At 52.4% G+C, this 12928-nt stretch carries 10 protein-coding genes; 6 read left to right on the forward strand and 4 right to left on the reverse strand.

The genetic code is table 11. The annotated features are described in order from the left end of the window. The coding region (gene pdxR / locus ACTIKR_RS17975; protein WP_442328569.1) for a MocR-like pyridoxine biosynthesis transcription factor PdxR at positions 1 to 1096 on the reverse strand (1096 nt) is incomplete at its 3' end. 100 nt (positions 1097 to 1196) lie between these two features. On the opposite strand from pdxR, the gene ACTIKR_RS17980 reads away from it, so the two are divergent. Together ACTIKR_RS17980 and ACTIKR_RS17985 are read left to right on the forward strand one after the other, a co-directional pair. Next, positions 1197 to 1709 (forward strand): GNAT family N-acetyltransferase, encoded by a 513-nt coding sequence (locus ACTIKR_RS17980; RefSeq protein ID WP_442328570.1) that lies wholly within the window; start codon positions 1197 to 1199, stop codon positions 1707 to 1709. A 124-nt stretch (positions 1710 to 1833) separates the two neighbouring features. Further along, a complete protein-coding gene (locus ACTIKR_RS17985) occupies positions 1834 to 2466 on the forward strand; it encodes an FMN-dependent NADH-azoreductase (RefSeq protein ID WP_442328571.1) in 633 nt (210 codons plus the stop codon). 155 nt (positions 2467 to 2621) lie between these two features. On the opposite strand, the gene mnmE is transcribed toward ACTIKR_RS17985, so the two are convergent. Beyond that, a complete protein-coding gene (mnmE, locus tag ACTIKR_RS17990; RefSeq protein ID WP_442328572.1) occupies positions 2622 to 4028 on the reverse strand; it encodes a tRNA uridine-5-carboxymethylaminomethyl(34) synthesis GTPase MnmE in 1407 nt (468 codons plus the stop codon). A gap of 640 nt (positions 4029 to 4668) precedes the next feature. Continuing rightward, positions 4669 to 5094 carry a VOC family protein gene (locus tag ACTIKR_RS17995; RefSeq protein ID WP_193087918.1) on the reverse strand — a complete coding sequence of 142 codons (426 nt, stop codon included), beginning with the start codon at positions 5092 to 5094 and terminating at the stop codon, positions 4669 to 4671. A gap of 200 nt (positions 5095 to 5294) precedes the next feature. On the opposite strand from ACTIKR_RS17995, the gene ACTIKR_RS18000 reads away from it, so the two are divergent. The 4 genes from ACTIKR_RS18000 (at position 5295) to ACTIKR_RS18015 (ending at position 11208) form a co-directional block, all read left to right on the forward strand. After that, positions 5295 to 6200: a LysR family transcriptional regulator gene (locus ACTIKR_RS18000; protein ID WP_442328573.1), complete on the forward strand. Its 906-nt coding sequence runs from the start codon at positions 5295 to 5297 to the stop codon at positions 6198 to 6200. Between the two features lie 524 nt (positions 6201 to 6724). Continuing rightward, positions 6725 to 7756, forward strand: a complete 1032-nt coding sequence (locus ACTIKR_RS18005; protein WP_370540185.1) for an AbrB family transcriptional regulator — start codon at positions 6725 to 6727, stop codon at positions 7754 to 7756. Next, a complete protein-coding gene (locus ACTIKR_RS18010) occupies positions 7753 to 9264 on the forward strand; it encodes a DHA2 family efflux MFS transporter permease subunit (protein ID WP_442328574.1) in 1512 nt (503 codons plus the stop codon). The genes ACTIKR_RS18005 and ACTIKR_RS18010 overlap by 4 nt, the downstream gene beginning before the upstream one ends. Positions 9265 to 9654: 390 nt before the next feature. Beyond that, complete coding sequence (locus tag ACTIKR_RS18015; RefSeq protein ID WP_442328575.1) at positions 9655 to 11208, forward strand: phospholipase D family protein; 1554 nt, start codon at positions 9655 to 9657, stop codon at positions 11206 to 11208. Positions 11209 to 11362: 154 nt separating this feature from the next. Here ACTIKR_RS18015 and ACTIKR_RS18020 read toward each other — a convergent pair whose 3' ends face one another. Then, positions 11363 to 11782 carry an HIT family protein gene (locus tag ACTIKR_RS18020; protein ID WP_193087914.1) on the reverse strand — a complete coding sequence of 140 codons (420 nt, stop codon included), beginning with the start codon at positions 11780 to 11782 and terminating at the stop codon, positions 11363 to 11365. Between the last annotated feature and the right edge of the window lie 1146 nt (positions 11783 to 12928).

Raw genomic sequence — 12928 nt, forward strand, 5'->3', positions numbered from 1 at the left:
GGCCTTCCTTCATGAAGGCAGTCACAATTGCCTGCACTAATGCCGGCGCGCCACTGCCCCGTATCTGCACTGCGTTGTCGAACCGCGTCAACAACCCTTGCGGCACAACACAGTAAGCCAAACGAAGACCAGGAAACATGACCTTGCTGAATGTGCCCGAATAAATCACCCTGCCCTCGCCGTCCAGGCTTTTGAGCGCAGGCAATGGGCGACCCAGATAACGGTATTCACCGTCGTAATCGTCTTCGATAATCCACGCATCACTTTGCGCAGCCCAGTCCAGCAACGCGAGGCGCCGCGCCAGCGATAGCGACACACTCAAGGGACTTTGATGCGCGGGTGTGACGACCGCCAGACGGGCTTCCGCTGCAAGCTGCTTACCCTGCTCTACGCAGATGCCCTCGTTATCAACCGTCACCGGAACCAGCGACATTCCCAGACTTCTCAGGACATCCTTGGTCGGTTCATAGCCAGGATCTTCCACCCACGCCTTGTCACCCCTCACCAGTAAAGTGCGTGACACCAGATCAATGGTTTCCCGATAGCCCGATGTAATAAATACCTGTTGCGGTACGCAATCGATGCCGCGCGACACCCGCAGATAGCCGGCAATAGCCTCACGCAATATCGTGGTGCCCGTAAGGGGTGGATAAACCATATCCTCAACCCGGGTGCTGCGTGCACAGCGAGCCGCCAGACGAGCCCAAATTTTGCGTGGAAAGGCATCCAGCGCGGGCAATCCCATCTGGAACGGCGCAACTGGCGGATGCTGTGGCAGCGCAGTCAAGGACGCAGAAACCGCTACGGCTGGTATCGGCGCGCCACCCACATGCTCCAGCCCAGGCATGACCACCGTTCCGGCCTGCCCTCGCGCCTGCACATAACCTTCAGAGGCCAGCAAACTGTAGGCAGACTCAATCGTGCCGCGCGCCAGGCCCAGTTCCTTAGCCAGCGCACGCGCTGCAGGAATCCGCTGGCCCGGCGATATCAAGCCGTCAGTGATGGCATTGCGCAGGCGCAGATAAATCTGCTGATACAAAGGCATGCTGGCCTGAGGATCCAAAGACGATAAACCATAGCGCTGGGTCTGATTCATGGACTAGTCCGTATCTTAGTTCTTGGCTCTTCAGATTATGGCATAACGGCATTACCATTCGTTCCATGTAGGCCTATCACATTTGAAAAGGAAACCGTAAATGGCACAAGTAGCTCAAGTCGCTGGCGCTACCGGTGAGTCGGGTGGCAACGAAATACTGGAAAAATCAGATACCATCATAGTGGCGCACCTGGACAATGACACCCAGATCCGCGCCGCCTTTGCCGTCATGCAGCAATTGCGCCCGCATCTGGCAAATGCGCACGATTTGCTTGAACGTGTGCAGCGGATGCAGCAGAATGACGGCTATCGCATGCTTGCCATCTGGAACAACAAAGATGTGATTGCAGTCGCAGGTTATCGCCTCCAGGAAAATCTCATCTACGGACCGTTTCTGTATGTCGACGATCTGGTTACACTGGACACAGCCAGAGGCCAGCGCTGCGGCGCAAGGCTACTGCAAGCGCTGCAAACCATAGGCATTGATGCCGGGTGTGCACGTCTTGTTCTGGATACCGGCCTGGCCAATTCGCTTGCACAGCGCTTTTATTTTCGCCAAGGACTGTTAAGCACAGGCCTGCATTTTGGCATGACGCTACCGGCCACTAACTAATGCATCTCCAGCAATATGCTTTATGAAAAAATAGGCTCATAATGACTCAATCACAACTGTAATACTGAGCTTAGCATTACTATTTTTTCCATTCGGATAAGCAAGCATCGTACACGGAACACCAATGAAATTATTGCATTTAACATTCAGCCCACGTGGCGAAGAATCTGAAAGCACCCAGCTTTCCCAGGCCATTGTGAATCAGCTTTGTAGTCAGCACTCGGTTAGCCGCACCATCAGGCGCGACTGGCGTTTGCACGCAGCCTCTGCGATTGATGCCGACTATGCCAAAGCACTGGCCAATGCCGCCCGCAACAGCATTGATAAATTGTCGTATGAGGGTTCGCTGCAAGAATCAGAAAGACTGATATGCGAACTTGAAGAAGCTGATGTGGTTGTCATTGGCACGCCTATGCACAACTTCACCGTGCCCGCATCGCTCAAGACCTGGATAGACCTTGTGGTACGCGTCAATCGCAGTTTCAATATTACGCCGGCAGGAAAAGTGGGTACGCTGGACTGCAAACCCGTGTATATCGCGATTGCATCCGGGGGCTTCTTTGGCAGCGAACACAGCCGCCAGCCGGATTTTCTCACGCCCTATCTGAAAGCCATTCTGGCAACGATCGGATTGCATGACCTGCGCTTTTTTTCGGCTCAGGGCATGGCGCTGGATGAGGATAAAGTTAAAGCGCAACGGCAGGATGCGCTCAACCAAGTAACGAATATTGGTGCTGTAGTAACGCAGGTTGAATAATATTACAGCGACAGAGATTTAGTCCAGATTCGGCAACAGGCATGGTGTTTTTTATTATGACAAAGCGTATAGCACGCTCGGTTGGGGTGAGGCCTGTTGTAGCGGTCAGCGAAACGTAAAGTCATTTCGTTCATCTGTAGCTGCCAGCTGTCGCCTCACTTCCCAATACAAAAATTCGAAAATATCTCGCCCAGCAAATCATCGCTGGAAAACTGGCCGGTAATACTCCACAGCGACTCGTGTGCAAGCCGCAATTCTTCGGCAAAAAGGTCCAGCACGCGATCATTGTGCGCAGCGTGTTCCTTGGCATTAAGCAAATGTTGCGCTGCTTTTTGCAATGCTTCCAGATGCCGTTCGCGCGCCAGCCAGGGTGATTCGGCGCCGGGGTTCCAGCCCGCAATCTGCAGCAGTTTGCTGCGCAGCACATCCAGGCCGGTTTCATGAACCGCAGAGATCAGAATGCGCGAGACCTCGTGTGTACTGGCTGTATTGCCATTTGCCGGGGGTCTCGCAATTAGTGCCTTCAGGGCCGCCTCATCGAGCAGATCGATTTTATTGAATACTTCCAGTACCGGCGTGCGTTGCGGCAGCCGACGTGTAATACCGACATCCAGCTCGTCGTTTGGCGTACGCGCGTCCTGCAAGTGAATAATCACATTTGCCTTGGCAATTTCCGCCCAGCTGCGCGCGATGCCAATACTTTCCACGGTATCGTCAGTGTCGCGCAGGCCTGCTGTATCCACGATATGAATGGGCACGCCTTCAATGTGGATCTGCTGCGTGACCTTATCGCGCGTGGTGCCGGCAATCGGAGTGACAATTGCAATATCGTCACCTGCCAGGGCATTAAGCAGACTGGATTTACCGACATTGGGCTGGCCCGCCAGCACAACGTGCAAGCCTTCGCGCAGAATCAAGCCCTGACGCGCCTGACGCACCAGTTCTGCCATGTCGCCGAGAATCCCGCCCAGCGTTTCGCGCGCCTGGTATTTTTCCAGAAATTCGATTTCTTCTTCGGGAAAGTCCAGCGTGGCCTCTACCAACATGCGCAGATGAATAATTTGATCTGCCAGATTGTTCACTTGTGCAGAAAAAGAACCGCTTAAAGAGGCCATGGCGCTGCGCGCGGCTGCTTCTGAGGAAGCGTCGATCAGATCGGCCACGGCTTCGGCCTGTGCCAGATCCAGCCGGTTGTTCAGAAAAGCGCGCTGAGTAAATTCACCGGGCTCGGCGTGCCGCATGCGTAATGGTACGCCTACCTGCAGACAACGATCGAGTATTCTTTTCAATACCGCCGGACCGCCGTGCCCCTGCAATTCCAGCACATCTTCGCCGGTGTACGAATGCGGCGCGCGAAAGTAGATGGCGATGCCTTCGTCAATGGACTCGCCCTTGCTGTCGCAAAATGGCAGAAAATAGGCATGGCGCGCCGCCAGTTCCCGCCCAAACAGCTGTGAGATCAGACCGGTCAGATCGGGTCCCGAAATACGGATGACGCCTATACCGCCGCGCCCCGGCGCGGTTGCGATAGCTGCAATAGGATCGTTGGCAGGTGCGGACATAGGCGAAACATCAGTGAAGTTAGCCTATTATATCGGTTATTTCAGGGCTGATCCGCAAACTCGAAGGCCGTAGCGGCTCTCGTGCAGCGCCGCAAGCTGCGCAAATCAAGCCACTTGTGCCCAGGAGGTCCAGCCCCGGTTCCCATTTGAGTTATATCCAAACGCAGTGAACTACGCAATCGCTACAGGACAGGCACTGCGAGGCAAGCACACTGGACGACACGGAGCCTCGCCCGATGCGCGGCCATGCTCAGAAATATATTTAAAACATGAAACCATAGACTTTTTTGCAAATGGTGATAGAATTAAATTTCAGCCACTTGCCCGCACATTGTGCGGGCATTTTTTTCGCCTGTATTCGGTTCAGAAACGTGTCGCAGGCTGCAGCGCCTCTCGTGCGCTGTTTAAACCTGTTGTTTACAACATAACTGCAGCATGGATTTTCTGCGGTACCAGAGGGTCGGCACAGCAGGATTTACATCGGCTCATTTGTCATTGCTGCGAATGCTGCAGCGGCGACGCCGCCCATAAGACGCCTTCCCGTAATGCCTCTGTCCCCTTCCTTCCCTTCAAGCGCTTTGATACTACAGGCCAAGCCTACACGCCCACATGTCCCGGCCCGTCGCCGGGATTCAATTTTTTACTTGGCAAACAACTGGCTCATATCCCTGAAGGCCTTGAATTCCAGTGCGTTACCACAGGGGTCAAACAGAAACATGGTGGCCTGTTCACCAACCTGACCTTTGAAGCGAATACCCGGTTCTATCACAAACTTGGTATTGCGCGCTCTCAGGCGCTCCGATAGCGCTTCCCACTGGTTCCACTCAAGCACGACGCCAAAGTGCGGCACAGGCACGTTATGGCCGTCTACGGCGTTGGTATGCGCCTGCTGCTGGCTCGCCGTTTGCGGATGTTCGTGAATCACCAGTTGGTGTCCGTAAAAATCAAAGTCCACCCATTGCTCGCTGGAACGTCCTTCGGCCAGGCCGAACACTTCGCCATAAAAATTGCGGGCAGCCGCCAGATCGTAGACGGGAATGGCTAGATGAAAAGGTGACAGACTCATTGGTTTTCCTGGTTGGTATAAGTGGTATGGGTTTAGCAAAATCCCTACTGACAACGCTTATTGCAAATGCCATTGCCTTGGGGAAGTGCCAGCGTGTCCGGCACGGTAATGATATTTTTTATTGTAGGCCCGACGTTAAAAAAATAAAATCAATATATATTTGTAATATACACAAATATTATTTATACATTGAGAATGCAATGATCCGGGAACTCAAAACATTTATTGCGGTGTCCCGCGAGGGCACGTTTGCCAGCGCCGCGCAAAAAATAGGCCTTACTCAGGCAGCCGTCAGCGCCCAGATGCAGCGCCTGGAGGCTGAGTTGGGATTTGCGCTGTTTGACCGGCAGGGGCGATCGGCAAGGATCAATGCAAAGGGGCAACAGTTGCTTTTGCAGGCGCAGGAATTGATCCAGCTATACAGCAATCTGGGTGCCACGCCTGTCGCTGACGCCAAAGCCATGCATATCAACGTGGGTGCCATCGCAACGCTGCAACGAACTGTCTTGCCCGATGCGCTGGCGAACTTTCACAGCACCCGTCCAGGTTGCCATACCCGCATCATTCCCGGCGTATCCATGGACATGGTGAACCTGGTCGATGCTGGTGACGTAGACATGGCGGCTATTATTCGTCCGCCATTTCATCTGCAAAGCGAATTGCAGTGGCAAACACTGGCACGCGAACCCTTCAGGCTTATTGTTCCTTCTTATGTTGCCGGTAGCGATTGGGCTCAATTGCTGTCTGAGCAGCCATTTATCCGCTACGATCGTACTTCCTTCGGTGGACGGCTGGTTGATCGTTTCCTGCGGCAAATGCATATTGGCCTGCACGAAATCTGCGAATGTGATGAACTTGAAACGATCGTCAAGCTCGTGGCAAACGGTGCAGGCGTCGCCCTGTTTCCGCAAACCGCCGCTTTCACGCGCTGGCCTGCCAAAGTTCGTGCCATTGATTTGGGCGTCCATACCTTCTATCGCGAGACAGGATTGCTTCATCGACAGGAACAAAGCCTGGCCGAACCGGTTCGCCAGCTTATTCAGTTCATCATGAAGTGCGCACCCGGCCAGCAAGTCATGAGCGCGTCCCCGCCCACACCCAAATGATCAATTTGATTGGCCACTAAACCGCCACAAGCCAATGCCATAGACTCAACACGAACAGCATCAGCACAAGGCAATGTCACGACAGTATCCATAAAAGACCATGAATGCCATCGCAGAAATCGTTAACGCTACCGGAATTGACGTTGCCCGGACATTGATAGATGTCGCAGCGCATGCCACTTTGTTGCCCTAAGACCACCTGATGGTCCTGGGCGCGCAAATATTGGCCTCGAGCATGAAGCGGATCCAGGCTCGCCCTGGCGCAGCGGACCAAACCTGCGTGGTGGTGTATTCGTTGAACGCATTCATCGGGCATATTCATTTTGCGCACTCGTTGGGCGTAATTACTGGACATATTTACTGAACCAGGCGGATCCGGTTACAGACAGCCGCGTTCATGGCGTGTAAACGACATTATGAATCAGGTCTTATATAAGACTTTTAAATATAAACAGTTTTCCTTCGCATTTTTTCTTTTGAAAACGTACAATGAATGCCTAAAGTATGTCAATTGTCTTCGGAATATGATGCAGCGCTATTTAGCCGGATTTCTGTTCGCACTTGCTGGCGCTTTGCTGGCGAACTGGCTGCATCTGCCCTTGCCGTGGATGATCGGGCCACTGCTTATCACCGCGATAAGCAAGTTGCGCGGCGCACGCACACAATCGCATGTGGCCTTCCGCAGTATGGGCCAGTGGGTGATCGGCACCTCCCTGGGTCTGTATTTCACCGAAGAAGTCCTGCACATTGTTCTGGATAACACAGTTGCTATTGTGCTGGGCATGCTGTTCGCCCTGTTTCTGGGCAGCGCAGGCGCGTTTGTCCTGCGCCGCTGGGCCGATGTGGATTTCAAAACGGCCTGGTTTGCCTCGGCTATCGGTGGCGCCAGCGAAATGGCCAATCTTGCCGAACGCAATAATGCGCGTATAGACAGAGTGGCTTCCGCCCATAGTCTGCGTGTATTGCTCGTCGTGATAACCATTCCATTTGTGTATAAGTTTCTTGGGCTACACGGCCTGACTGTGAACACAACGGCTGCGATCGCGTTTTCCTACAGCGGCTTTTTTCAAATGATCGCCATTACCTGCGCGTTTGGTTTTGCGTTCGGCAAACTGCGTATTCCCAATCCCTGGGTGCTTGGTCCACTGTTTATCATGACTGTGCTGACAAGCAATCATATTGAGCTGTCTGTCATTCCCCCGGAAGTTCAACATGCCGGGCAGATGTTCATCGGCTGGTCGTTGGGTGACAAATTCGGGCCGGATTTTTTCAGGCGCGCACCAAAATACCTGGGCGTGGTGGCGCTGGTCTGCATCGGATCGCTCTGTCTGGCACTGGTTTTTTGCGCCCTGCTGACACTGATTTCCGATATTCCGCTGGCAACGCTGTATCTGGCAAATAGTCCGGGGGGCATCGCAGAAATGACCATTACGGCAAAAGTGCTACAACTGGGTCCACCGGTTGTCACGGCCTTCCATGTATCACGAATGGTATTTGTGCTACTCGTTACCGGGCCGCTATATCGGTTACTTTCGAAAAAATATCAACTCACATGAAAAGCCACGCTCCCGTCCAGCAAGATATCGCCGTCAAATTAATACCATTTATCGTCGGCTGCGCGTTGTTCATGCAAATGCTCGACGCAACTGTGGTGGCTACCGCCCTTCCCATGATGGCCGTGTCGCTGCAGTCCACACCGGTTCGCATGAACGTGGCCATTACCTCCTATTTGCTGGCGGTAGCGGTATTTGTTCCGATCTGCGGCTGGGCTGCCGACCGGTTCGGGGCAAAGCGCCTGTTTCTCTTCGCCATTACCCTATTTGCGCTAACTTCACTGACCTGCGCATTGTCATGGGATCTGACTTCCCTGACGGTATCCCGGTTTATTCAGGGTATTGCAGGTGCAATGATGGTACCGGTAGGCCGTATTATCATGCTGCGTACGATTCCACGTAACCAGATCCTGAAAGCGACATCATTTCTCTCCATTCCCGCTCTGCTCGGCCCGATTCTTGGCCCGCCTCTGGGCGGCTTTCTGGTGACCTATGCCTCCTGGCACTGGATATTTCTCATCAATATTCCAATCGCCATTATCGGTATTACACTTGTGCTCAGGTATGTGCTTGAGTATCGCAGCGAAAAAAAGCCCCAGCTGGACTGGCTCGGTTTTCTGCTCAGCGGCGTAGGTATGGCGACGTTTGTTATTGGCATCGAAGCCATCGGCAACCACACCCATGGGTATCTGTATCCGCTGTTGCTGCTGACCACCGGGCTAATATGCACACTGCTGTACATACGCCACGCCCGGCGCCACCCAGAACCCATCATAGATCTGTCGCTTCTAAAAATTCCCACTTTTTCGGCTGCGGTGATTGGCGGCAATATGACGCGCCTGTCGGTTGGCGCAATGCCCTTTCTGCTCACCCTTCTGTTCCAGGTCGGTTTTGGCTACTCGGCGCTGGCCAGCGGCATGATCACCTTTTCCATGGCCATAGGATCGCTGATGATGAAATTTATCGCGACAGCGGTATTTGGACGGTGGGGCTTTCGCAAGGTGCTTTTGATAAACGGCACACTTACCGGGTTAATGACAATCACAAATGCATTTTTCATTGAGAGTACGCCGGTGCTGCTTATGGGCACCGTGCTTTTGGTGGGTGGTTTTTTCCGCTCATTGCAATTCACCGGTGTAAATAGCCTTGCCTTCGCAGACATTGAGCCGGAACAGATGAGCCAGGCAAGCTCATTTTCTGCCACCGCGCAGCAGATCGGCATCAGCCTGGGCATGGGTATTGCCACCGTTACGCTGGACCTGAGCATGCAATTTAGAGGCGCCAGCCACGTTTCAATTGACGATATCCATACCGGGTTCTGGGTAATCGGACTGCTGTCCATTGTCGCCGCCTACTGGTTTTATAAACTGGACCCCAAGGCTGGCGAAGGGATTACCGTTCACAAGGAAAGGAAAAACCGGGTCAGGTTCAAACGCCGGCGTAAATCGGTCACGATATCGGATCGCCAATCACAAGGGAAACCAGCACGGACCGGTAACATAAAGCTGTAGACGCAATAGACAAGCGCGTGGGAACAGGTGCCAGGCGTTCAATCAACTAGAACTTCGCTCAGCCCGCCAGTTGGTTTCCTCACTCATCATTGCAGCCCGTTGTTCATTCGTTCGTTCAGGGAACAGGACTGGCAAGCCGTGCGACCATTTCCAGAATATTTCAATTGAAATATTTTAGTAAAATCCAAAGCAACCTTCCTGCAGCCCTGAGGGTCTTTACTACATATCCAACATTGTCAGGAACAAATGCGTCAAAGCGCAGCAGGACCAGGCTCAAGGCGGATACACTGATGACAAACCTCCTGATTCTGGATCAGTGAGCCGAACATATCCTGCCCAAGTATACAGACCAATTTAAAGTACGCTATCAACTGCCCGGTGTCGTCTCTTATGAACAGCATTCTTTCGTTGCCCAGACCTTTCCTTCTTTGCGTGCTCGTCTGCCTGCTGGCAGGCTGCTCTTTGCCGTCCCTGGACAGTAGAACAGGCAGCAAGGCATTGAACGAAGCGCAGGTCAGCAATACGGCCTTAGGGCGAGCCCTATTGCCCCTGGTCCAGGCACATCCAGGCAAAAGCGGTATATATGCACTAGCCGACGCCCATGAGGCTTTCGCCGCACGCACGCTGCTGGCACGTGCCGCACAAAAATCGCTGGATGTGCAGTATTACATTTGGCATGACGACATCACAGGAACTCTGCTTCTTGAAGAACTGCGCACAGCAGCCGACAGAGGCGTCCGTGTCCGCCTGCTGCTTGACGACAACGGCACGGCAGGTCTGGATGAAGCGCTTGCTGCCCTGAATAATCATCCGAATATCGAAATTCGGCTGTTCAATCCGTTTATCGTACGCTGGCCAAAATCCACAGGCTTTGTTACCGACTTTATGCGTGCAAATCGCCGCATGCACAACAAATCGTTTACCGCAGACAACCAGGCAACAATTATTGGCGGGCGCAATGTGGGTGATGAATATTTCGGGGCGGGTGAATCCGTTTTGTTTGCCGATCTGGATGTTCTGGCTATCGGCAAAGCTACAGGCGACGTTTCCACCGATTTCGATCGTTACTGGGCAAGCAAGTCATCTTATCCTGTCGACTTGATCTTGCCGCAGGTCGACGCAACAATCCTGCCACAGCTCAAAGCCAGGGCCGAAAGCCTGCTAAAGTCCCAGGCGGCCGCCCAATATACGCAAGCGATCAGAACCTCGCCGTTTATCTCGAAGATGCTAACGGGCAATCTAAGTTTCGAGTGGGCCGATGTTCGGATGGTCAGCGATGATCCAGCCAAAGGCCTTGGCAAGGCAACATCAGACGGCTTGCTGATCTATCAACTGGCTGACGTGCTTGGGCGCCCAACCCGTACCATTGATCTGATATCGCCGTACTTTGTACCCACTGCCGCCGGCGTCGAGGTATTTACAAAAATGGCCCAGGGCGGTGTAAAACTACGAGTTTTGACCAATTCACTGGATGCCACGGACGTTTCTGCCGTCCACGCTGGCTACACCAAACGGCGTAAAGATCTCCTGGCTGCCGGTATCAAACTCTATGAGTTGCAACGCGTATCCACCACCGACAAGCGCAATGATAGCGCCGGGCCTTTAGGCAGTTCCGGATCCAGTCTTCACGCAAAAACATTTGCCGTTGACCATAAGCGCGTATTTGTCGGATCGTTCAACTTCGACCCCCGATCAACTCATCTTAATACCGAAATGGGTTTTGTCATTGAGAGCCCCAACCTGGCATTGCAGATGGAAAGCTACTTTGATAAAGAGATCGCCAAAACATCGTACGAAGTTCGCCTATCTGAAGCGGGTGACGTGTATTGGATAGAGCACCGGGACGGCAAACTGATCCGCTACAACTCGGAACCCGAGACCAGCCTGCTCAAACGCGGCATTGTCTGGTTTCTGTCGATACTGCCCATTGAGTGGCTATTGTAATAGCGAGAGATTATGAAATTTTAAGATCTATAGCTCTGACCAGAATGATCTTGTCGGGTCAGATGATGGATTTAATGAAGGGTTCTACCCGATCTACAGTATTGTCGTGCAAGCATTGCCCCGACCGTACAATTGAATGCCGGGGCCGGACAAATTACTTAATGGCTGCAGCAATTTGCCGGGCAAGTGCTGCTATCTCGTCCATATCCCCTTTTACACGACCATGACGTTCCACTGTTTGCCCAATATACCGGGGGACCAGGTGAAAATGCACGTGGTCAACGGTTTGTCCGGCGATCTCCTTATTGAACTGTGACAGGATAAAGCCGTCAGCTTTGGTCACTTCCAGCAGCGCTGGCGCGATTTTTTTTGCAGTGGCCACACATGCCTGAGCACCTTCCAACGACAAATCGAGTAGCGTTTCTGCCTCTTCCTTGGTCAGAATAAGCAAGTGTCCTCGCGTTTGCGGCATGATGTCCATCATGGCGTATGTCTTGTCGTCTTCATAGATTTTGAAGGACGGCGCCTCCTCCCGAAGAATTTTCGCGAAAATATTCTGACTATCGTAGGCCATGTTTGCTCCTCTATCGCCTGATTGAAAACGGATATGGTCCCGTCAATGGGGTCCTGGGCATTGCTGCAACGCGGCACAATATGCACTCACGCTGGATTATCTCGAATTATAAGCAGGAATTGTGAACAACGTGATTGAAGCTATTGGGAAACCGTAATTTTCCGCCAAAGAGAGATAGACCTCTGATGTACAAGGTCCTGGTGAATCGACGTGCTGAGTGAAGATACGCTGGAGTCGGCTTCATTGGCCGCGAGAATAAAGATAAAACGTGATTTTTCTCCAACGCTGCCACGGCGTCAGATTGTTTGTTTTCAGGCGGTTGGTTAAACGTCTCCCTGTTTTTCTGGCAGCACCCCTCCGCTCGTTACGCCAGCACGCTCTATTTCGCGCGATCAGATCTGTTTCTTCCGTAAATGGCGTACCGTCTGCGCTCATCTTGCCTGCTTTGCCCCTTCTTTGGGATATTGCCAGTGTACGCCAGCTGGCGTGGACCACCGCCTGCCCTCCCCCGTTTGGGACATAGAGAACTTAATTAGTCCCCCGCTGACGCCAGTCAGACTTCCCTACCCGACCATCCTTCAGTGAGGCTCTCTCCTATACACCGCTCGAACGACGCAAATTTTATTTAGAAGGCCTTTATACCCGCTAACGATTTTTCCGTGCGGCACAACCCGGAGGGGTCCCTATCCCGTCTATATTCCCAGGGGAAATTTCGCTATTTGTACCGATCAGGCGGGCAAAACCGCGGGTAAAAGACCGGTTAAAAATTATCCAAAACCGTGTTTTTGTCAGATTTTTGCCTGTGGATAAGCTCTGGGCGAGTCATTGTGAATAACTTCTGTATCAAAACTTGATAAATAGCGGGAAACTGCCGAGTGCCAAAGTTGTTCATTTTTATACACCGGACAAAAGCCAGGTATTCACCAGCCAAATTTCCCGCTAAGTTCATGAATAAACGCGTAAATTCATCCGTTTCAACATATCCACAGAGTATCTATCTCTTAATCTTTTATATATTCAAACAGTTTAATAACTAGAGGTGCTTAAGCACCGAAATGGCCTGCTTCAAGGTTTCTTCTTTTTTTGCAAAACAGAAACGAACCAGGTTATGGTTTGATTCAACATCATCAGGATTTCGGTAAAAAG

The sequence above is a fragment of the Advenella sp. genome, from assembly GCF_052108595.1.
In the GTDB taxonomy this organism is placed as follows: domain Bacteria; phylum Pseudomonadota; class Gammaproteobacteria; order Burkholderiales; family Burkholderiaceae_B; genus Advenella.